The sequence below is a fragment of the Neisseria mucosa genome (assembly GCF_003044445.1).
GTDB lineage: Bacteria > Pseudomonadota > Gammaproteobacteria > Burkholderiales > Neisseriaceae > Neisseria > Neisseria mucosa_A.
Genome location: NZ_POWX01000014.1, coordinates 41,358 through 63,457, shown reverse-complemented (window position 1 = coordinate 63,457; position 22,100 = coordinate 41,358). Strand labels below are relative to the sequence as shown.

The window sequence follows — 22,100 nt, the reverse complement described above, 5'->3', positions numbered from 1 at the left end:
CCAAAAATCGGCTACAATAACAAAGCATATAGTGAAACTTCATAACAATTATCTAGATAGGAAAAATAATGACTTTTTATGCTTCTAAGGTGAAAAGCATGACGGCAATCGCTGCCGCTATTGCGCTGGCTCTTTCGGCGTGCGGTAAAGGTGGTGATACGGCGAAAGGCGAAGCGGGCGGAGCAGGGCAGCAGGCAGCGGCACAGCAGGCTCCCGCTCCTGTGGTCGGTGTCGTTACCGTCCATCCTGAAACTATCGCGTTGACGACCGAGCTGCCGGGACGTTTGGAGTCGCTGCGTACTGCGGATGTCCGCGCGCAAGTCGGCGGTATCATCCAAAAACGCCTGTTCCAAGAGGGCAGCTATGTCCGCGCCGGGCAGCCGCTTTACCAAATCGACAGCTCCACCTATGAAGCAAATCTGGAAAGCTCGCGCGCCCAGTTGGCAAGCGCGCAGGCAACTCTTGCTAAAGCCAATGCCGACTTGGCGCGTTACAAACCGCTGGTTGCCGCCGATGCCATCAGCAAACAGGATTACGATGCAGCGGTAACGGCAAAACGTTCTGCCGAAGCGAGCGTCAAAGCGGCTCAGGCGGCGATTAAATCTGCCGGTATCAATCTGAACAGGGCGCGTATTACCGCGCCGATTTCCGGTTTCATCGGTCAGTCCAAAGTATCCGAAGGTACGCTGCTGAACGCGGGTGATACGACCGTACTGGCGACCATCCGCCAAACCAATCCTATGTATGTGAACATTACTCAATCCGCGACCGAAGTGATGAAGCTGCGCCAACAGGTTGCCGAGGGCAAGTTGTCGGGCGTTGACGGCGCGATTGAAGTGGGCATCAAGTTCGATAACGGCGAAGTTTATCCGCACAAAGGCCGTTTGCTGTTCTCCGATCCGTCTGTGAACGAAACAACCGGACAAATCACGCTGCGTGCGTCAGTGCCGAACGACAAAAATATCCTGATGCCCGGTCTTTATGTGCGCGTCCTGATGGATCAGGTAGCTGTTGCTAATGCCTTTGTCGTACCGCAGCAGGCAGTAACGCGCGGTACGAAAGATACTGTAACGATTGTGAACGCCAAAGGCGAAATGGAGTCGCGCGAGGTAACAGTCGCCCGGCAGCAGGGAACCAATTGGGTTATTACTTCTGGTTTGAACGACGGCGACAAAGTCGTTGTGGACGGCACCAGCATTGCCGCCATGATGGGTGCGAAAAAGGTTACGCCTAAAGAATGGACGCCTGCCGGAAGTGCTGCAGAAGCCGCGCCCAAAGCTGCTTCTGAAGCGAAAAAAGACGTTCAGACGACCTCTGAAGCTAAAGCTGCATCTGAAGCCAAATAAGGAACGCATGAATGTCTAAGTTTTTTATTGACCGCCCCATTTTTGCATGGGTTATTGCGATTTTTATCATCGCAGCGGGTATTTTCGGCATTCAAAAACTGCCGATTTCCCAATATCCGTCCGTTGCTGCACCGACCATTACTTTGCGCGCTACTTATCCGGGCGCTTCTGCTCAGGTAATGGAAGACAGCGTACTGGCCGTTATCGAACGTAATATGTACGGTGTGGAAGGTTTGGACTATATGACGACTTCTGCCAATTCCAGCGGCAGCGGCAGCGTCAGTCTGACGTTTACACCGGAAACCAATGAAGATTTGGCGCAGGTAGACGTGCAGAACAAATTGTCGGAAGTGTTGTCCACATTGCCGTCTACCGTACAGCAATATGGTGTAACCGTATCTAAAGCGCGTTCCAACTTCTTGCAAGTGGTCATGCTTTCTTCTGAAAAGCAATCCATTGAGGAAATGAACGATTACGCCCAGCGCAATATCATTCCTGAACTGCAGCGTATCGACGGGGTAGGGCAGGTACAATTGTTTGGTGCGCAACGCGCCATGCGTATTTGGGTTGACCCGAAAAAACTGCAAAACTACAACCTGTCTTTTGCAACGGTAACCAACGCACTGGCTACTCAAAATATCCAAATTTCTGCAGGCTCTATCGGCTCTTTGCCGGCGGCTGCAGGTCAGACCATTTCAGCAACTGTGACGGCTCAAGGTCAGCTGAGCACTGCTGAAGAGTTTGGCAACATCATTTTGGTATCCAATACCGATGGTTCTAATGTCTATCTGAAAGACGTTGCCAAAGTCAGCTTGGGTATGCAGGACTATTCTACTTCCACACGTTTGAACGGCGTGAATACCACCGGTATGGCAGTGATGCTGTCCAACAGCGGTAACGCTTTGGCAACGGCGACTGCCGTGAAAGAAAAAATGGCAGTTTTGCAGAAGTATTTTCCAGACGGCATGAGCTGGAAAGTTCCTTACGATACTTCCAAATTTGTGGAAATTTCGATTGAGAAAGTGATCCATACGCTTTTGGAAGCCATCGTATTGGTATTCTTAGTGATGTATCTCTTCCTGCAAAACATCCGCTATACGCTGATTCCGACCATTGTTGTACCGATTTCCCTGTTGGGCGGTTTTGCCTTTATCTCATACATGGGTATGTCGATTAACGTATTGACCATGTTTGCGATGGTATTGGTGATCGGTATTGTGGTCGATGACGCGATTGTGGTCGTTGAAAACGTTGAGCGTATTATGGCGAGTGAAGGTCTGTCGCCTAAGGCTGCAACCAAAAAAGCGATGGGTCGGATTTCCGGCGCGGTGATTGGTATTACTGCCGTGTTGATGTCCGTATTTGTTCCGCTGGCAATGTTTAGCGGTGCAACAGGTAACATTTACAAACAGTTTGCCTTGACCATGGCGGCATCGATTGCATTCTCCGCATTCCTTGCCTTGACGCTGACTCCGGCATTATGTGCCACCATGCTCAAACCGATTCAGAAGGGTCATCACGAAGAGAAAAAAGGTTTCTTCGGTTGGTTTAACAAAAAATTCGACAGCTGGACACACGGCTACGAAGGCTGGGTTGCCAAAGTCTTGCGCAAGACTTTGCGCATGATGGTTGTCTATATTGGTTTGACTGTTGTGGGCGTATTCCTGTTTATGCGTCTGCCGACTTCCTTCTTGCCGACTGAAGACCAAGGTAACTTGATGTTGAGCGTACAGCTGCCTGCCGGCGCGACCAAAGAGCGTACCGATGCAACTTTGGCTCAAATCACTCAGCTGGCAAAATCTATACCTGAGATTGAGAACATCATTACCGTTTCCGGCTTCAGTTTTTCAGGTTCCGGTCAAAACATGGCTTTGGGCTTTGTCATTCTGAAAGACTGGAGCGAACGTACTGCCCCGGGCAGCGATGCGACTTCTATTTCCGGTAAGTTGACCGGCATGATGATGGCTACGCTGAAAGACGGTTTCGGTTTGGCGATTGTGCCTCCAGCCATTATGGAATTGGGTACAGGCTCCGGCTTGACGATTTACCTGCAAGACCGTAACAACAGCGGCCATGCTGCATTGTTGGCCAAGCGCAATGAGTTGATTGACAAAATGCGCAAAAGCGGTTTGTTTAACCCAAGTACCGTTCGTGCGAGCGGTTTGGAAGATGCGCCTCAGTTGAAAATCGACATCAACCGCTCTGCAGCAGCCGCACAAGGTATTTCGTTCTCTGATATCCGTACTGCTTTGGCTTCTTCTTTGGGTTCGTCTTATGTCAACGACTTCCCAAATCAAGGACGTCTGCAACGCGTGATGGTACAAGCTGATGCGAGTGCCCGTATGCAGCCTGCCGATATTCTGAACCTGACCGTGCCGAACAAATCCGGCGTTGCTGTACCGCTTTCTACCATTGCTACTGTTTCTTGGGAAAACGGTATGGAACAAAGCGTCCGCTTCAATGGTTATCCGGCAATGGAGCTTTCCGGCTCGCCTGTTAATGGCGTATCTTCCGGTCAGGCCATGACTGCGGTACAGCAAATGGTTGATGACATGGGCGGCGGTTACAGTCTGGAATGGGGAGGCCAGTCTCGTGAAGAGGCTAAAGGCGGCTCGCAAACTGTCGTATTGTACGCATTGGCCGCTGCCGCTGTATTCTTGGTATTGGCTGCTTTGTACGAAAGCTGGTCTATCCCGTTGGCGGTTATCCTTGTGATTCCGTTGGGCTTGATTGGCGCGGCATTGGGTGTGACTGGCCGTAACATGTTTGAAGCATTACTGGGCAGTATTCCGGCATACGCCAACGATATCTACTTCCAAGTCGGTTTCGTTACGGTGATGGGTTTGAGTGCGAAAAACGCGATTTTGATTATCGAGTTTGCCAAAGACCTGCAAGCGCAAGGCAAGAGCGCGCTTGAAGCTGCGCTTGCCGCCGCACACTTGCGTTTCCGTCCGATTATCATGACTTCGTTTGCCTTCATCTTGGGCGTGGTACCGCTTTATGTTGCCAGCGGTGCCAGCTCCGCCAGCCAACGTGCGATTGGTACGACCGTGGTCTGGGGTATGTTGATCGGTACGATTCTGTCTGTGTTCCTTGTGCCTTTGTTCTATGTGGTTGTGCGCAAATTCTTTAAAGAAACCGCACACGAGCATGAGATGGCCGCCAAACACGCCGCTGAAGCCGGCATGATTGAAGACGGTAAACAAGATTCAGACAAGCACTAAAGCAAAGGCCGTCTGAAAAATTTTCAGACGGCCTCAAAATGCTAAAGGATTCTAAAATGAAGAAGATTACATTCAAACCTGTACTGACCGCCGTTGCCGCCGCCGTGGCTTTGTCGGCCTGTACCATGATGCCGAAATATGAGCAGCCTCAAGTTGCCGTGGCCGATACGTTTAAATACGACACTGTTGACGACGGTATCCGTGCAGCCGAATTGGGTTGGCAAGATTACTTTGCCGATCCTCGCCTTCACCGCCTGATCGACATCGCATTGGAACGCAATACCGATTTGCGTACAGCCGCGCTGAATGCGGAAATCTACCGCAAGCAATACATGATTGCGCGTAATAATTTGTTGCCAACCGTCAATGCCAGCGGTACAGGTTCGCGTCAAGGCAGTTTGAGTGGCGGCAGCGTTAGCAGCCAATACAGCGTGGGTTTGGGCGCAGCCTCTTATGAGCTTGACCTCTTCGGCCGTGTCCGCAGCACCAGCGAAGCCGCGTTGCAAGGTTATTTTAATGTGGCCGCAAACCGCGATGCCGCCCATCTGACCCTGATTTCTACCGTTGCCAAAGCCTACTTTAACGAACGCTACGCGGAAGAAACCATGGCATTGGCACAACGCGTATTACAAACCCGTGAAGCGACTTACAAGCTCTCGCAATTACGCCATAAGGCCGGCGTGATTTCCGCCGTTGATTTGCACCAACAGGAAGCGCTGATTGAATCGGCCAAAGCCGATTACGCATCTGCGGTAAAAAACCGCGAGCAAGCGCGAAATTCCTTGGCTATGTTGATTAATCAACCTTTGCCTGAAGACTTGCCTGCCGGTTTGCCTTTGAACAAACAGTTCAAAATGACCAAACTGCCTGCCGGTTTGAGTTCGGACCTGTTGCTCAACCGTCCGGATATCCGTGCGGCCGAACACGCGCTCAAACAAGCCAATGCCAATATCGGTGCGGCACGTGCGGCGTTTTTCCCGCGCATCAGCCTGACCGGTTCTGTCGGTACCGCTTCCGGCGAGTTGAGCGGCCTGTTTAAGAGCGGCACGGGTATTTGGGCTTTTGCACCATCCATCACTCTGCCTATCTTTGATTGGGGCACAAACAAAGCCAATCTTGACGTAGCCAAACTGCGCCAACAGGCACAAATCGTTGCTTATGAAGCCGCTGTTCAATCCGCATTCAAAGACGTTTCCAATGCGTTGGTTGCACGCGAACAGCTGGATAAAAGCTATGCCGCTTTGAGCAAACAAAGCCGTGCCTACAACGACAGCCTGCGCCTCATCAGCCTGCGCTACAAACATGGCGTATCCAGTGCATTGGATTTGCTGGATGCCGAGCGCAGCAGTTACGGCGCAGAAACTGCTCTTTTGGCTAATCAGCTGACCCGTTTGGAAAACCTTGCCGACTTGTATAAAGCACTTGGCGGCGGTTTGAAACGCGAAACCGTTAGCCAACCTGCCGCGCAGCAGTAAGACTGTTCGAAATAAGCGGCATTAAAAACGTCGTCTGAAAACCGGATATCCAGTTTTCAGACGACGTTTTTATATTTTGGCATGGATACAATATGGATGGACTGGGCTAGCAGGCAGGTATCTAAGAGTTTGAGCTTACGGCAATTCTAAAGTATGACTGACAATCTGAGGTCGGGATTCCTGCTTGCGCAGAATGACGATGATTAATTATTTCCTATTATGATTTACTATACAAAAAGGTCGTCTGAAAACTTCAGACGACCTGCTGTTTGATTACGCGGTTAGCTGCCCATCAATTTCAAACGCTGACCCGGGGTAACGGTTCGGGTATTTTTATTCCAACGGCGGATATCGTTGACATCTATGTTAAAGCGATCAGCAATCGTATTGAGCGTATCGCCTCTACGGACTGTGTAAGAAACATTTTGGATATTGTTTTTACGGGTTTTGACCGGATCCGCGCTAACGCGTAACAGCTGACCTTTTCGGATATTGCTGCCTTTGATGTTGTTGGTCACAATCAAATCGGCAACGCTTAAATTGTAGCGTTTGGAAATATTGAACAGGGTATCCCCATCAGCTACGCGGTGCATACCTGCCATAGTTGTCGGCTGGGCAGATGATTGATTATTTGCCCTTGCCAGTCGCGCTTCAGTACGGCTTTGATGCTTGGCAATATTTTCGGCAATACGTTCGCTGCGTGCTTTGGCTGCATCAACTTCTTGATGATGCGCGATATTTTGAGTAACAATAATTTGATCTTCTTCTTCCTTTTGCAAACGTGAATCAACATTGGCAAGCAATGCCATCATTTGGTCAGGTTCTTCGACTGCTGAAGGAGCGGAAGGAGTAGCTGATTTTGCCGATGCCACGACCTGAGGTTCTGTTAAGGTTAAGGCAGGTTGTGCAGGCTCGGCCGCCGCAATGACAGTTGTGTCCGTAGCAGGTTTGGCTTCCGTGGATTGTACGGTTTGAACGCGTTCTACACGGGGTTGGGCGGTTGTAACGGCATCGGCGGCGATAGGGGCAGTTGCAGCTTTGGTATTGGCAACAAAATCAAAGGTTGTTGGAGCAGGTTCTTGTGCAACCGTATTGGCAGGGGCGACGACTTTTTTGACTGTATCGGTTTTGAGTTCTGCCGTTTGAATCGGAGCCATTGTCGGCATATTCGAACGGTAGGTATCCGGAGTATTGTCAGTATCGATGAAATTAATCATATCCTGTTTGGTAGCAGTATCGGTTTGTGCAACCAAAATGGTACGTCCTTCAGACAGCGAATTGCCGTTTAAGCCGTTCAGTCGTTTGATTTCGGCAACGCTCATCCCGGTTTCTGTCGCAATCGTGTTTAGATTGGTATTGCGGGCCGAGGTATAAGCATTGAAAGAGAGCAGGGTTTCGGGATTCGCATTGCGGTAATTTTTTTCGAATGCGGATACGGCGGAAACAGGCAGCAATAATTTGCGGTTGTTTTTCGGGATGAAGACAGGTGCGTTGAAAGCAGGGTTCAATGTCAGCAGCTCGCTCTCGCTGATATTGGCGAGACGGGCGATGGTGCTGTTGTCGATGGGTTTGTCAATACTGACTGTTTGGAAATAAGGTTGATTGGTGATTTCGCTGATATTCATGCCGAAAGTCTGGGGGCTGGCGACAATATTGCGGACAGCCAGCAATTTGGGAACGTAGTTGCGTGTCTCGTTCGGCATACGCAGGTTTTCGTAAGTGGGTTCCAGGCCTTGTGCGCGGGCACGGTTGACGGCGCGGCCTACATTGCCTTCGCCCCAGTTGTATGCAGCCAAAGCCAAAGACCAGTCGTTAAATAGCCCGTGCAGATATTGCAGGTAGTTCAGCGCGGCGTCGGTCGCGGCATATACGTCGTGGCGGCCGTCATACAAAGGTGTTTTTTCCAAGCCGAAATGACGACCGGTTGCCGGCATGAACTGCCACAGGCCGGATGCGCCGACGTGGGATTTGGCTTTGGTGACGAATGCGCTTTCAATGAAGGGGAGGAGTGCGATTTCGGCGGGCATATTGCGTTTTTTTACTTCGGTTGCAATATGGTACATATAAGGTTTGCTGCGCGTGATGGTGCGGTCGAAATAGGCACCGTTTGCGGCGAATTTGCTTTCGTGGCGGCGGACCAGCTCGGAATTAACTTCGCTCATGCGGAAGTCTTTTTTCAATGAAGCCCACAGGCTGCCGGAACCGAAAGTCTTGGCTTTGGCTTGGTCGAGAAGGGCAGAATTGAGCCGCATCATTGCCATACCTGTTTGGTTGGGAGTGGCGTTTTGTGCGGCGGCCGCGCCGGAAACGGCGGATAAACCGGACAGCGTCAGGGCGATGGTTTTCAGTTTTGCCATAGTAGTCAATTATCAATATATATTATTCAGTCTCCGCGATGTTACTGTCTGATTCATGTGAACGTCAAGGATATGAGGGTAATTTACATATGACTGAGGCTTAATGATAAAATTTGTCGCGAAAATACGGCGGTTTGCGTATATATGCCGTCAAATTCAGATTAAGCAAAAGAACGTCCTATGATTTCCGAAAATTCCTCCCTGCTCGATTTCGACCGCGCCCATCTGCTCCATCCCTATACATCCATGACCGACCCGTTGCCTGTTTATCCGGTGTGCCGTGCGGAGGGCGTGCATATTGAATTGGCGGACGGTACGCGGCTGATTGACGGGATGTCGTCTTGGTGGTGTGCGATACACGGCTACAATCATCCTGTTTTGAATCAGGCGGTTGAGGCGCAGATTAAGCAAATGTCGCATGTGATGTTCGGCGGTTTGACGCACGGGCCGGCGGTGGAGCTGGGCAAATTATTGGTCGGGATTTTGCCGCAGGGGTTGGACCGTATTTTTTATGCGGATTCGGGTTCGGTTTCGGTGGAAGTCGCGTTGAAGATGGCGGTGCAATACCAGCAGGCGCGGGGTTTGACGGCGAAGCAGAATATTGCGACGGTGCGGCGCGGGTATCACGGCGATACTTGGAACGCGATGTCCGTCTGCGATCCGGAAACGGGGATGCACCATATTTTCGGCAGCGCTCTGCCGCAGCGTTATTTTGTCGATAATCCAAAAAGCCGTTTCGACGATGAATGGGATGGGGCGGATTTGCAGCCTGTCCGCGCCTTGTTTGAAGCGCATCATGCGGATATTGCCGCCTTTATTTTGGAACCAGTCGTGCAGGGTGCGGGCGGCATGTATTTTTATCATCCGCAGTATCTTCGCGGTTTGCGCGATTTGTGTGATGAATTTGATATTGTGTTGATTTTTGACGAAATCGCCACCGGATTCGGGCGTACGGGCAAGATGTTTGCCTGCGAACATGCGGAGGTCGTGCCGGATATTATGTGTATCGGCAAGGGCTTGAGCGGCGGCTATATGACGCTGGCGGCGGCAGTCACTTCGCAAAAAGTCACCGAAACGATTTCGCGCGGCGAAGCGGGCGTGTTCATGCACGGCCCGACATTTATGGCGAACCCGCTGGCGTGTGCCGTTGCCTGCGCTTCGGTCAAGCTGCTTTTGTCCCAAGATTGGCAGGCAAATATCCGCCGCATCGAAAGCATCCTGAAAGGTCGTCTGAAAACCGCATGGGACATCCGCGGCGTGAAAGACGTGCGCGTTTTGGGTGCCATCGGCGTGATCGAGCTGGAAAAAGGCGTGGATATGGCGCGTTTTCAAGCGGACTGCGTGGAGCAGGGCATTTGGGTGCGCCCATTCGGCAGGCTGGTGTACCTCATGCCGCCTTACATCATTTCAGACGACCTCTTGACCGAACTTGCCGACAAAAGCATACAAATCTTGAAGGAACACAGCAAATGAAAGGCGTTTACTTCGTCAGCGGCATAGACACGGACATCGGCAAAACCGTCGCCACCGGCATGTTGGCAAAACAATTGTTGCAGCAGGGCAAAAGCGTGATCACGCAAAAGCCTGTGCAAACCGGTTGCCAAAACATCGCCGACGACATCGCCGTCCACCGCAACATCATGGGCATACCCATGCAGGAAGCCGACAAACAGCGGCTGACCATGCCCGAAATCTTCAGCTATCCCGCCTCGCCCCACCTCGCCGCCCGTCTGGACGGCAGGGTTTTGGACTTGGACAAAATCCGCACCGCCACGCAAGAATTGGCGGCGCAATACGAAATCGTCTTGGTCGAAGGCGCGGGCGGATTGATGGTTCCGCTGACGGAAAACCTGTTAACCATTGATTATGTTCAGCAACAGGCTTATCCCGTCATTCTCGTTACCAGCGGACGGCTCGGCAGTATTAACCACACCCTGCTCAGCTTCGCCGCGCTCAAACAATACGGCATCAGCCTGCACAGCCTGATTTTCAACCACATCCACGACAGCCGCGACGAGAACATCGCCCAAGACAGCTCGGCGTATCTAAGGGGTCGTCTGAAAACAGATTTCCCCGATGCGGAGTGGATGGAGTTGGATAAGGTGGAGACGGACGAAAGGTCGTCTGAAAACGATTAAAACATGAAACCCATCAATCTAAATCCTATGAATCCCCCTTTAAATTGGCAAGACAAACTTCCTGACGAGCTGCCGCAAGGTTGGAACGAACGTGCCGCCGCTTTGTGCCAAGCGCAATCGCTGACCGCCGCCTTACGCGCCTTGGGCGGCAGTTTTGCGGTAAAAGTGCTGTATATGGGCGAACTGGACGGACAGGGCAATTCGTTTGGCAAAAGCCATACCGAAACCGCCGCCCCGCAATTCGTCCGCGACGTTTTGCTGCATCTGAACGGCGTGCCCGTCGTACAGGCGCGCAGCGCGTGCAGCCCGCAATCCCAAGCCTGGCGCGGCGTGTTGGATTGCGGCACGCAGCCTTTGGGCGAGCGGCTGTTTGACGGCACACTGCCCCTGAAGCGTTCGGCATTCGAGTTTTGTCTGATGGAAAACGCAGGCGGTCAGGATGATTTCAGACGACCTGTCGCCGCCCGCAGGTCTTATTTTGATTGGGATGGCGAGGTGTTGGAACTGACGGAATATTTTTTGCCGGGGTTGGCGCGGATTATGCGCTAAACGTCGCAGCAATATAAGGAAAGGTCGTCTGAAACGGTTTTCAGACGACCTTTTTAATCTATTACAATTTCACCGAATGCTCGCGCGTTTCGTGGAACACGATGTCCGGCCAGCGTTCTTGCGTGAGTCCCAAATTCACGCGGTTGGGGGCGAGGTAGGCGAGGTTGCCGCCTGCGTCTATCGCCAGATTGCCCGCATTGGCTTTTTCAAACTCTGCCAGTTTTTTCTTGTCGTCGCACGATACCCAGCGCGCGGACCAGATGGATGCGTTGTCGAACACGGCTTCTACGCCGTATTCGTTGGCCAGCCGCGAGGTAACGACTTCAAACTGCAACACGCCGACCGCGCCCAAAATCAAATCCGCGCCGCTCATGGGTTTGAACACCTGCACCGCGCCTTCTTCGCCGAGCTGTTGCAAACCTTTTTGCAGTTGCTTGATTTTCAGCGGGTTTTTGATGCGGACGCTGCGGAACAGTTCGGGTGCGAAGAAGGGGATGCCGGTAAACGCCAGTTGTTCGCCTTCGGAGAAGCTGTCGCCGATTTGGATGTTGCCGTGGTTCGGGATGCCGATGATGTCGCCCGCGTAGGCTTCTTCCACCAGCTCGCGGTCGTGCGACATGAACGTAACCACGCTGGAGGCGGCGATTTCGCGGTTGATGCGCAGGTGTTTCATCTTCATGCCGCGCTCGAATTTGCCGGAGCAGACGCGCAAAAAGGCGATGCGGTCGCGGTGTTTCGGGTCCATATTGGCTTGGATTTTAAAGATAAATCCGGAAAACTTCGGCTCGTCAGGTTCGACCATGCGCACGGTCGCGTCGCGCGGTTTCGGCGCGGGCGCCCAGTCGATCAATGAATTGAGGATTTCCTGAATACCGAAGTTGTTAATCGCCGAGCCGAAGAACACGGGCGTGAGTTCGCCGGCGAGAAATTCGTCGAGATTAAACTCGTTGGAAGCCGCCTGCACCAATTCGATTTCGTCGCGCAACTGCTGGATTTCCAGCGGAAAGCGTTGTTCTAATTCGGGATTGTTGATGCCTTTGATAATGTCGAACTCGTGCGGCAGACGTTCGCCGCCCGCTTCAAAGAGATAGATTTCATCGTTCAGGATGTGGTACACGCCTTTGAAGTTTTTGCCCATGCCGATCGGCCAAGTGACGGGCGCGCAGCGGATTTTTAAAATATTTTCCACTTCATCCAGCAATTCCAAAGAATCGCGCACTTCGCGGTCGTATTTGTTCATGAACGTGACAATCGGCGTATTACGCAGGCGGCAGACGTTCAAGAGTTTGATGGTTTGCGCTTCCACGCCTTTTGCCGCGTCGATGACCATCAACGCGCTGTCCACGGCGGTTAAAACGCGGTAGGTGTCTTCGGAGAAGTCTTGGTGTCCCGGCGTGTCCAAGAGGTTGACGGTGTGGTCTTTGTAGTCGAACTGCATCACGCTTGATGCCACGGAAATGCCGCGCTGCTTCTCGATTTCCATCCAGTCGGAGGTGGCGAATTTGCCGGTTTTCTTGCCTTTTACCGTACCCGCGCTCTGAATCGCACCTGAAAACAGCAACAGCTTTTCGGTCAGCGTGGTTTTACCCGCGTCAGGGTGTGAGATGATGGCAAACGTGCGGCGGCGGCGCACTTGGTCGAGGATTTCTTGGGACATGGGCTTTCTTTGCAAAAAGGTTCAGGCCGCTTTTCCGACGGCCTGAGAAAGGATTGAGATGGCGGGGATTGTACAAAAAAACATTAATCGGTTCAATGATTAGGGGATAAAAAAGGTCGTCTGAAAGCTTTTCAGACGACCTTCTCTTGGATTGGCATCTTGTTTATTCGGTAATTTCTTCAATTATGGGGCTGTAAGTAGCGCTGTCAAAGGTAGGCATAGGCGGGGGCAGCAGGTTGTTGAGGGTTAGGGCGGCGGGGTTCAGGGTAGGGTAGCCACTGAAGGTTACGGTGTAGCCGCCGTTGGCAGTGCTGTGGATTTTGGCATGTGCGCCTAATGGGAAGGTGCTTTTATTGGTAATGTGTCCGAAGGGGAAGCCTGTCAGGACGGGGACTTTGGCGGTGCGTGAGACGTGGTTGACGACAGCGGAGAAGTCGTAGCTTGAGTCGTATACGTCGCGGATGGTGCCCATGCGGAAGTCGCCGAAGATGATGGCGCGTTGTTTTTGCAGGATGCCTGCAAGATAAAGCGTGTTCAACATGCGTTCGATGCGGTAGGGTTGTTCGCTGACGTCTTCGACGAACAGGATGCCGCCTTGGATGTCGGGCATATAGGGCGAGCCTGCGAGGGAGGCGAGAACGCTGAGGTTGCCGCCCCATAAGGTACCTTCGACGTTGACGTTGGCGCGTTGGATGGCGGGAACGTCGATAATGTTGACGTTGTTGGTGGTGCCGCGGATGAACGAATCCATGGTGAAGACACTGGGTTCGGGTTTGCCGAATTCGCTGTAAACCATAGGGCCGGCGAAGCTTGCCATATTGCCTTTGGCGAGCAGGGCGAGTTGGACGGCGCAAACGTCGCTGAAGCCGAAGAACAAGGTGCCGCGTTCGCGCATTCTGGCGCCGAGTGAAGCGAAGTCGATTTGCGGCAGGATGCGTGCCGCGCCGTAGCCGCCGCGCAAGCCCATGAGGACTTTGGGTGTTTCAACGCGGCCGGTGGCGACCTCTTGGAAGTCGGCGGCACGTTGGGCGTCGGAGCCAGCGAAGCGTTGATAGCGTCGGCTGCCTGCTTGTTGGTTGGTCACAGTAAAACCTGCGTTATAGAGGCGGGTCAAGCCTGCGTTGACGCGGTTGGGGTCTTCGGCAAAGCCGGAAGGGGCGACGACGCGGAGGAGGTTGTCGCCGGAGCGTGGGGGATGGCTGGTTTTGGGCTGCACGGGTTGGGCTTTCGCTGTGTTGCCGGTTTGAGTGGACGGGGTAACGGTCGTGCCGGTGCCGCAGGCTTGCAGCAGTCCGGCTCCGGCTGCGGCGGAGCAGGCGCGGAGGAAATGGCGGCGGGAGGTTTGCCAGGTCATATGGTTTCCTTTGCTTGGGTTTCAGACGACCTTTTCGGCAGGGGTCGTCTGAAAATCGGTTGATATGCGGTATCCGATACGCCTATTGAGGTCGTCTGAACGTTACGCCAGCAGGGCTTTGACTTGTTCCGTCCAGTGGTCCGGCAGGGTCATGCCGTGTTCGCGGACGGGGGCTGCCCAAATCGGGGCGGGAAAGTTGGCATCGTTTTCGAAGCGGGCGATGACGTGCCAATGCAGATGGGGGACGACGTTGCCCAGGCTGGCAAGGTTGATTTTGGCGGGACGGAACACTTGGCGCATGGCGGCTTCGACTTTATACACCATTTCCATGATTTCGGCGCGTTCGGCGGCTGAAAGGTCGGTCATCTCGGCGATGTGGTCGTTCCAGATGACGCGGCAGAATGCCGGGGCTGAGGCTTCGTTGTGGACGGCGATAACGCGCAGGTTTGGGGTTTGCAGCAAAATGTCTTCGTTGTCTGCGGTGCAGATGGGGCAGGTCATGGGTTTTCTCGTTTGGATATGAGGGAACGGTTTGTCGGAAATGAGAAAGGTCGTCTGAAAACTTAATACATCGTTTTCAGACGACCTTCGATGATTTTATTTTCCGCGCATCAGCTCGAAGAAATCGTCGTTGTTTTTAGAATCTTTGAGTTTACCAACCAAAAATTCGGTCGCTTCGATTTCGTCCATTGGATGCAGGAATTTGCGCAAGAGCCACATGCGCTGCAACTGATCGTTCGGCACCAACAATTCTTCTCGACGAGTGCCAGATTTGTTGATACTGATAGCAGGGAACAGGCGTTTTTCTGCCATGCGGCGGTCGAGGTGCAGCTCCATATTGCCCGTACCTTTAAATTCTTCGTAAATCACATCATCCATACGGCTGCCGGTTTCTACAAGCGCAGTAGCAATAATGGTGAGCGAACCGCCTTCTTCGACATTACGTGCCGCGCCGAAGAAGCGTTTAGGACGGTGAAGGGCATTGGCATCTACACCGCCGGTGAGGATTTTGCCGGAAGTTGGGACAACGGTGTTGTAGGCGCGGGCAAGACGGGTAATCGAGTCGAGCAGGATGACTACGTCTTTTTTGTGTTCGACCATGCGCTTGGCTTTTTCAATCACCATTTCCGCCACTTGGACGTGGCGTTGCGCCGGTTCGTCGAAGGTGGAGGAGACGACTTCGCCGCGCACGGAGCGGCTCATTTCCGTAACTTCTTCCGGACGTTCGTCAATCAACAAGACGATGAGTTCGACATCAGGATAGTTGGCGGTAATCGCGTGTGCGATGTTTTGCAGCATCACGGTCTTACCGGTTTTCGGCGGCGCAACCAACAGGGCGCGTTGTCCGCGGCCGATGGGAGAAACCAAATCAATGGCGCGGCCGGTGAGGTTTTCTTCGGCTTTAATATCGCGCTCGAGTTTGAACTGTTTGGTGGGAAAAAGCGGGGTGAGGTTTTCGAAGAGGATTTTGTGTTTGCAAACTTCGGGATGATCGCCGTTGATACTGTCGAGGCGAACGAGGGCGAAATAGCGTTCGTTGTCTTTGGGTACGCGCACGCTGCCTTCTATGGTGTCTCCCGTATGCAGGTTGAAGCGGCGGATTTGTGTGGGGGAGACGTAGATGTCGTCGGGGCCCGCGAGGTAGGAAGTGTCTGCGCTGCGTAAAAAGCCGAAGCCGTCGGGTAGGATTTCGAGCGTACCGGAACAGGTAAAGCTTTCACCCTGCTTCATCATTTGGCGGACGATGGCGAATACGAGGTCTTGTTTGCGGAAACGGTTGGCGTTTTCAATGCCGTGTTCTTCTGCCATTTCCAAGAGCTTGGAAATGTGTAGGGTTTGTAATTCTGAAACGTGCATGATTTTTGACAGTTGTATTGGAAAAGAATGGGATTCGGAAGACAGAGGTCGTCTGAAAAGAATGGTGTACGGAATGTACGGTGATTTTTGAGAAACCTGAATTGTAGGCAGTCGGAGGGCGGGTGTCAAATTTAGGCGGGGCAAGGTTTGTATGGCATAGGTTTTGTTGTATGGCTGGCAACATCGAATTGAAAAAGTCGTCTGAAATAGATTTCAGACGACTTTTATGAGAAACAACGATCTTCTACTGAAAGATTAGTATTTGTTCAGACGACCTTGGGGGAGAATGCTGCGATAGGCGGTGTATATGCCGATCATTGCTACAGGGTAGAGAACCAAGTAAGTAATCACTAAGAAGATGAAGAACAAAATAAAAACAGGGCCGGAAAGCGCGGTTGCTTGCTGTATCGATGCTTCTGTTGCAAATGCGGAAACGATGACTATCATAAATATGAACCAAAACGCGATACCGATACCCAGCCAAATTAAGCCGTATACCAGCAGGGCGGGGATGTTGCGGCGGCAGGCATTGAAACTGGCCTTAATAGCGGCAACAGGGTTCATATCCTCCAACATGACAAAGGCAGGAGCCAGCCAAAACATCATGGAGTAAATGGCGATAATAACCAACAGGATAATAAATAAAATTGGAAAGGCCGGCATAAAGTCTGCCCTTAAGAAATTTCCGTTGGCAAACATACCGAAAGGAATAACAACGGCCAAAGCTAAAAGCAGGCATACGACGATACTCAGCAGTAAAAGAATCAGGAATGCTCCGCTTTTTTTAATCGAAAATCCGGCAAACAGAGAGCCGAAGTTGAAATTCTTACCTTGCGCGGTTTGGGCTGCAAGCAGCACGATGCCACCGAGGAAACAAAAGCCCACCCAATAGAAAAACAGATTGAAGAGTAATTCTCGGATTATTATGGTTGAGGTGAAATCATTGAAATTATTGAAATCAGCGGGCGGGCTTTCAATGCCTAGCAAACCGAATAGAAAACCTACCGCGATAGGAATAAGGCTGATTAAAATAATTGCGCCCATCCATTTGAATTTGTTTTTACTGAAAATACGCCATGAGTCGGTAAACCAGCTTACCCCTTCGCCTGCGCGAAGACGTTTGGGTTCGTTGAAGGAGTTTTTTGGGGGGATAGGGTGCTGGGAAGGTTGCAATGTTTCCATAAAAATAATTTCCAAGTTTACAGATGAGAAAGTCTATCATTATATCATAAGCGTATATGGTTATTTGTTGAGAGTTTGACAAAAGGTCGTCTGAAAAATTTTCAGACGACCTTTGTGTTTGGCATGAGGAAGTTTATAGCGTACCAAGATATAGTAGATTAAATTTAAACCAGTACGGCGTTGCCTCGCCTTGTCGTACTATTTGTACTGTCTGCGGCTTCGTCGCCTTGTCCTGATTTAAATTTAATCCACTATAAATCGCAGATGGGTTATTGGGCGATATGTTTCGAAATCTATCGGCAGACGGTTTTCTGTTTTGGAAAGGATACGCTTAAAGAAACGATGGCGGCTTGCTGTCTGTCAGCTGAACCAAAAGCGGAAAACCAAATAAAAAACCAATGCCAACACACCCGCCCAGACGACCAGCATAAATCCTGCAACAGCCTGTCCTAATCGGTAAACGGGATTTTTACGTTCGTCTTCAGGCAGGGAAGGCTGGGTGTTTTTAGGTTCGGTCATGTTGTCGGCTCCCGTCGGTAATCGGATAAAGGCGTAAGGTTACGCCGTAGCGGGGAAAGATTCAAGTTTGCTGCATTTTTACAGAGGGATTTCTTCAAGAATCCTGTTGCCGTCATGGCGGGCTGTTCCGCTATAATCCTTGCTTTCCGAATATCTTTAAAGAGAGGGGAGATATGAAAATCCGTACCAAAATATGCGGCATTACCCGCCCCGAAGATGCGCAATCTGCCGCCGATGCGGGCGCCGATGCCGTCGGGCTGGTGTTTTACGCGAAAAGCAAACGCGCGGTAACGGCGGCGCAGGCAGCGGAAATTGTGGCTGCATTGCCGCCTTTTGTTTCGGCGGTTGCTTTATTTGTTAATGAAACGGCGGACAATATCAGGGAAATTTTGCGCCAAGTGCCGATAGACGTGATTCAGTTTCACGGCGACGAAGACGATGACTTCTGCCGTCAGTTTGACCGGCCGTATCTCAAAGCCGTGCGCGTGCAGTCCGCCGCCGATATTCAGACGGCCTGCACCAAGTTCCCCAACGCGCGCGCGCTGTTGTTCGACGCTTACCATCCGACCGAATACGGCGGTACGGGGCAGAGTTTCGATTGGACGATGCTCCGCGGCAATATCGGCAAACCGTGGATTTTGGCGGGCGGGCTGACGCCGGAAAACGTTGCCGATGCGGTGAAAACCAGCGGCGCGGCGGCGGTGGACGTGTCCGGCGGCGTGGAAAGCGCGGCAGGGATTAAAGACAAGGAAAAAATAGCGGCGTTTGTGGCGGCTGCAAAGGTCGTCTGAAACTGAAAATCTGATTTTCAGACGACCTTTGTTGATAAAGGAATGAGATGGAACGTTATTCTGTACATTTGAAACTGCTGGGAATGGCAGTATTGTGGGGTGCGTCTTGGCCGATGGGGCGGATGCTGGGGCAGTCGCTGCCGCCGTTGACGGGCGGGGCGGTTCGGTTTGTACTGGCTTCGGTTTTGCTGTTGGGTTGGTTGTTTGCGCGCAGCAGGTTTGCGACTTTGGCGGCTTTGTCGGCGCGGCAATGGCTGGGCTTGACGGCAGCCGCTTCCGTCGGGGTGTGCGGCTATGCGGTGTTTTTTATGCTGGGTTTGCAGGCGATGCCGGCGGGTAAGGCGGCGGTGGTTGTGGCGGTGAATCCCGTGCTGACGCTGCTGCTGGCAGCTTGGCTTTTCGGCGAGCGTTTAAACGCGAAGATTTTGGCGGGTATGCTGTTGGCGGTTTGTGGTGCGATAACGGCGGTAACGCAAGGGCAGCCGTTGACGGTATTGTCGGGTGGCATCAAGGCAGGGGAGTGGCTGATTTTCGGCTGCGTGGTCTGCTGGGCGGCTTATACTTTAATCGGGCGTGCGGTTTTGCGCGGGATAGACGCGTTGACGGTAACGGCGGCAACTTCATTCATCGGCGCGCTGATGTTGTCGGTGGTGGCGTTGTGGGCGGACGGACTGCCTTTTGAGGCAATGGCGGCGATGGATGCACGCGGTTGGACGGCATTGGCGTGGCTGGTCATCGGCGCGACGGTATTGGCCTACGCGTGGTATTTCGAAGGTGTGAAGACTTTGGGCGCAGGCAGCGCGGCGGCGTATATTACGCTCGTACCGATTTTCGGCATGCTCAGCTCGGCGTGGGTTTTGGGCGAACCTTTGCATATTTCGCTGGTTGCGGGCTGCGCGGCGGCGGTCGGCGGCATGACGCTGATGCGTTACGGGCAGAAGGTCGTCTGAAAAGGCGGCAACCGGCTGCTTTGTGTTCAATATTTTTTATCAAGGAAATCATGATGTCCGCTCCGCTTGAAATCGAAACCCATCCTTTCCCCGCTTTGCTGCCGCCGCAGGCGACGGTAATGATGATGGGGACGTTTCCGCCCAAGGAAGACAAACGCGCGATGCAGTTTCATTACCCGAATTTCCAAAACGATATGTGGCGCGTTTATGGGCTGGTGTTTTTTAATGATGCGGCGTATTTCCAAATGCCGTCTGAAAAAGCATTTGACGCGGAGAAAATCAAGGCGTTTTTGCGCGAACGTGGGATTGCTTCGTGTCCGACCGTGTTGAAGGCAATACGCGAACACGGCAATGCGTCGGACAAGTTTTTGCAAGTGGTCGAAACCGTCGATTTGGCGGCGGTGTTGGCGCAGATGCCCGACTGCCGCCATATCTGCACCACCGGTGGTAAGGCGACGGAAATCCTGCTCGATATTCAGGGTGGCGGCATCAAAATGCCGAAAACGGGCGAAACCATGCCGTTTCCGTTTGCCGGACGGGATTTGACCCTGACCCGCCTGCCGTCCACTTCGCGCGCTTATCCTTTGAGTTTGGCGAAAAAGGCGGCGGCGTATCGGGCGTTTTTTGAAATGGCGGGCTTGGTGTGAGGTACTTATACCGTCGTTGCATCACGCCTGCGCAAGGATGAGTTGCAGTGTGGCACATACTTGGATGTTTTAAGATACGGGTGTTTGAGAAACAGTTTCTTAAGTTCAAAAATGAATTCCCGCCTGCACGGGAATGACGGCAGTTAGAGGATTCCTTGTTATGAAAGTCAAATGAACCGTTATCTGTATAGTGGATTAAATTTAAACCAGTACGGCGTTGCCTCGCCTTGCCGTACTATTTGTACTGTCTGCGGCTTCGTCGCCTTGTCCTGATTTAAATTTAATCCACTATATTTCTGTATTAACGGTAGCGGTATTCGGTGAAAAAGGTCGTCTGAAAACCTTGAATCCGGGTTTTCAGACGACCTTTTGTCTGACGGCTGCTGTCTTTATTTGTTGGCGTTCAGATAAAGATTGATCAGGCGGGTGGTGGAGCTGTCGTGTTTTTGTAAACCGGTTTCTCCGGTCAGCTCGGCGAGGATGGTTTTGGCGAGCTGTTTGCCGAGTTCGACGCCCCATTGGTCGAAGCTGTTAATGCCCCAGATGATGCCTTGGACGAAGGTTTTGTGTTCGTACATGGCAATCAGGCTGCCCATGTTGCGGGGGTTGACCTTGTCCATGAGGATGAGGTTGGTCGGGCGGTTGCCGGAGAAGGTTTTGTGTGGAACCAGCTCTTCGATGCGGGCTTCTTCCATGCCTTGTGCTTTGAGTTCGGCGCGGACTTCGTCGGGGGTTTTGCCGCGCATGAAGGCTTCGGCTTGGGCGAACACGTTGGCGAGCAGGATTTCGTGGTGGCCGCGCAGGTTGCTGCGTTTTTCAAGCGAGGCGATGAGGTCGATCGGGGTGATGTGGGTACCTTGGTGCAGCAGTTGGAAGAAGGCGTGCTGACCGTTGATGCCGGTTTCGCCCCAAATAATCGGGGAGGTTTCGTAGCCGATGGACTTGCCGTCGAGGGTAACTTGTTTGCCGTTGCTCTCCATGTCGAGCTGCTGGATGAATTTGGGCAGTCGGTGGAGGTGTTGGTCGTAGGGGGCGATGACGTGGCTGCCGCCGCCGTAGTAGTTGATGTACCAGATGCCGACGAGGGCGAGGATGACGGGGAGGTTGCGCTCGAGCGGGGTATTGATGAAGTGTTGGTCCATCAGGTGCGCGCCGTTGAGCATTTCGATGAAGTTTTCTTCGCCCAAGTAGAGCATGATGGGCAGGCCGATTGCCGACCAGAGGCTGTATCGTCCGCCGACCCAGTCCCAGAATTCAAACATATTGGCGGTGTCGATACCGAATTCGGCGACGGCTTTTTGGTTGGTGGAGACGGCGACGAAGTGTTTGGCGACGGCGGTTTCATCGCCTGCGTGGTCAATGAACCATTTGCGCGCGGTTAGGGCGTTGGTGAGGGTTTCTTGGGTGGTGAAGGTTTTGGAGGCGATGATGAAGAGGGTGGTTTCGGGGTGGACTTTGGACAGTACGTCGCGCAGTTGGGAGCCGTCCACGTTGGAGACGAAGTGCATGCGCAGGCGGGGGTGTCCGAAGGGTTTGAGCGCGGTACACATCATCAGCGGGCCGAGGTCGGAGCCGCCGATGCCGATGTTGACGACGTCGGTGATGACTTGGTTGGTGTAGCCTAACCAGCTGCCGCTGCGGACTTCGTGTGCAAATTCGCCCATGCGTTGGAGGACGCGGTTGACTTTGGGCATGACGTCTTCGCCGTCAACGACGATGGGGGAATTGGTGCGGTTGCGCAGGGCGACGTGGAGGACGGCGCGGTTTTCGGTGGTGTTGATTTTTTCGCCGTGGAACATCTGCTGCATACGCTCGGGTACGCCGGCTTCGCGGGCAAGCTCGGTCAGCAGGGACATGGTTTCGTCGGTGATGCGGTTTTTGGAGTAATCCAGCGTCAGCCCGCCGACTTGCAGCCAGTAACGTTCCGCCCGCTGCGGGTCTTGCTCGAACATTTCGCGCATGTGTTGTTCTTTGGTTTCGTCAAAATGTATCCATAATTTTGACCAAGCCGGTAAGTCGTGAAGGTGTTTCATCGGATGCTCCTGAGGTTGGAC

17 protein-coding genes and 2 pseudogenes are annotated in these 22,100 nt (G+C 52.6%); 9 read left to right on the top strand and 10 right to left on the bottom strand.

Annotated elements, in window-relative coordinates:
• Window positions 1-68: 68 nt before the first annotated feature.
• From DBY90_RS08835 to DBY90_RS08825, 3 genes are read left to right on the top strand one after another with little or no spacing between them, the layout of a single operon-like run.
• Complete coding sequence (locus DBY90_RS08835) at window positions 69-1,346, top strand: efflux RND transporter periplasmic adaptor subunit (protein ID WP_107987028.1); 1,278 nt, start codon at window positions 69-71, stop codon at window positions 1,344-1,346.
• Between the two features lie 11 nt (window positions 1,347-1,357).
• Window positions 1,358-4,570 carry an efflux RND transporter permease subunit gene (locus DBY90_RS08830; protein WP_107820280.1) on the top strand — a complete coding sequence of 1,071 codons (3,213 nt, stop codon included), beginning with the start codon at window positions 1,358-1,360 and terminating at the stop codon, window positions 4,568-4,570.
• Window positions 4,571-4,626: 56 nt separating this feature from the next.
• A complete protein-coding gene (locus tag DBY90_RS08825; RefSeq protein ID WP_107820281.1) occupies window positions 4,627-6,045 on the top strand; it encodes an efflux transporter outer membrane subunit in 1,419 nt (472 codons plus the stop codon).
• A 281-nt stretch (window positions 6,046-6,326) separates the two neighbouring features.
• Here the strand turns inward: DBY90_RS08825 and DBY90_RS08820 are convergent, their stop codons facing one another.
• Window positions 6,327-8,402, bottom strand: coding sequence for a LysM peptidoglycan-binding domain-containing protein (locus tag DBY90_RS08820; protein ID WP_107987026.1), 2,076 nt, complete (start codon window positions 8,400-8,402; stop codon window positions 6,327-6,329).
• Window positions 8,403-8,582: 180 nt separating this feature from the next.
• Between DBY90_RS08820 and bioA the strand changes: the two genes are divergently transcribed.
• The 3 genes from bioA to DBY90_RS08805 are packed head-to-tail and all read left to right on the top strand — an operon-like array spanning window position 8,583 to window position 11,089.
• Window positions 8,583-9,875 (top strand): adenosylmethionine--8-amino-7-oxononanoate transaminase, encoded by a 1,293-nt coding sequence (gene bioA, locus DBY90_RS08815; RefSeq protein WP_107987024.1) that lies wholly within the window; start codon window positions 8,583-8,585, stop codon window positions 9,873-9,875.
• Window positions 9,872-10,540, top strand: coding sequence for a dethiobiotin synthase (gene bioD, locus DBY90_RS08810; protein ID WP_107987022.1), 669 nt, complete (start codon window positions 9,872-9,874; stop codon window positions 10,538-10,540). The genes bioA and bioD overlap by 4 nt, the downstream gene beginning before the upstream one ends.
• 3 nt (window positions 10,541-10,543) lie before the next feature.
• The gene (locus tag DBY90_RS08805; RefSeq protein WP_080613300.1) at window positions 10,544-11,089 is read left to right on the top strand and encodes a chorismate--pyruvate lyase family protein; all 546 of its coding nucleotides are present in this window, start codon (window positions 10,544-10,546) and stop codon (window positions 11,087-11,089) included.
• Window positions 11,090-11,150: 61 nt separating this feature from the next.
• Here the strand turns inward: DBY90_RS08805 and DBY90_RS08800 are convergent, their stop codons facing one another.
• The 7 genes and pseudogenes from DBY90_RS08800 to DBY90_RS13180 all read right to left on the bottom strand — a co-directional run bounded on the left by DBY90_RS08800 (window position 11,151) and on the right by DBY90_RS13180 (window position 17,658).
• Window positions 11,151-12,746 carry a peptide chain release factor 3 gene (locus DBY90_RS08800; protein ID WP_003767654.1) on the bottom strand — a complete coding sequence of 532 codons (1,596 nt, stop codon included), beginning with the start codon at window positions 12,744-12,746 and terminating at the stop codon, window positions 11,151-11,153.
• Between the two features lie 163 nt (window positions 12,747-12,909).
• Window positions 12,910-14,100, bottom strand: coding sequence for an LD-carboxypeptidase (locus tag DBY90_RS08795; protein ID WP_060975493.1), 1,191 nt, complete (start codon window positions 14,098-14,100; stop codon window positions 12,910-12,912).
• Window positions 14,101-14,202: 102 nt separating this feature from the next.
• Complete coding sequence (locus DBY90_RS08790) at window positions 14,203-14,601, bottom strand: HIT family protein (protein ID WP_060975492.1); 399 nt, start codon at window positions 14,599-14,601, stop codon at window positions 14,203-14,205.
• 96 nt (window positions 14,602-14,697) lie between these two features.
• Entirely contained in the window at window positions 14,698-15,957 is a 1,260-nt protein-coding gene (gene rho / locus DBY90_RS08785) for a transcription termination factor Rho (RefSeq protein WP_070492780.1), read from the bottom strand.
• Window positions 15,958-16,212: 255 nt separating this feature from the next.
• The gene (locus DBY90_RS08780; RefSeq protein ID WP_070492779.1) at window positions 16,213-17,139 is read right to left on the bottom strand and encodes a BPSS1780 family membrane protein; all 927 of its coding nucleotides are present in this window, start codon (window positions 17,137-17,139) and stop codon (window positions 16,213-16,215) included.
• Window positions 17,140-17,284: 145 nt separating this feature from the next.
• Window positions 17,285-17,395 (bottom strand): annotated as a pseudogene (locus DBY90_RS12915) (IS5/IS1182 family transposase); the annotation flags it as partial.
• A gap of 104 nt (window positions 17,396-17,499) precedes the next feature.
• Complete coding sequence (locus DBY90_RS13180; RefSeq protein WP_016687403.1) at window positions 17,500-17,658, bottom strand: hypothetical protein; 159 nt, start codon at window positions 17,656-17,658, stop codon at window positions 17,500-17,502.
• 173 nt (window positions 17,659-17,831) lie between these two features.
• On the opposite strand from DBY90_RS13180, the gene DBY90_RS08775 reads away from it, so the two are divergent.
• Genes DBY90_RS08775 through DBY90_RS08765 form a run of 3 tightly spaced genes read left to right on the top strand, consistent with a single transcriptional unit; the run spans window position 17,832 to window position 20,046 of the window.
• A complete protein-coding gene (locus tag DBY90_RS08775) occupies window positions 17,832-18,449 on the top strand; it encodes a phosphoribosylanthranilate isomerase (protein WP_070492477.1) in 618 nt (205 codons plus the stop codon).
• Window positions 18,450-18,496: 47 nt separating this feature from the next.
• Window positions 18,497-19,399, top strand: coding sequence for a DMT family transporter (locus tag DBY90_RS08770; RefSeq protein ID WP_070492478.1), 903 nt, complete (start codon window positions 18,497-18,499; stop codon window positions 19,397-19,399).
• A 53-nt stretch (window positions 19,400-19,452) separates the two neighbouring features.
• Window positions 19,453-20,046 carry a DNA glycosylase gene (locus DBY90_RS08765; RefSeq protein WP_070492479.1) on the top strand — a complete coding sequence of 198 codons (594 nt, stop codon included), beginning with the start codon at window positions 19,453-19,455 and terminating at the stop codon, window positions 20,044-20,046.
• A 185-nt stretch (window positions 20,047-20,231) separates the two neighbouring features.
• Here DBY90_RS08765 and DBY90_RS12910 read toward each other — a convergent pair.
• A pseudogene (locus DBY90_RS12910) lies at window positions 20,232-20,342 on the bottom strand (IS5/IS1182 family transposase); the annotation flags it as partial.
• Window positions 20,343-20,435: 93 nt separating this feature from the next.
• A complete protein-coding gene (gene pgi / locus DBY90_RS08755; protein WP_107987018.1) occupies window positions 20,436-22,079 on the bottom strand; it encodes a glucose-6-phosphate isomerase in 1,644 nt (547 codons plus the stop codon).
• Window positions 22,080-22,100 lie beyond the last annotated feature (21 nt).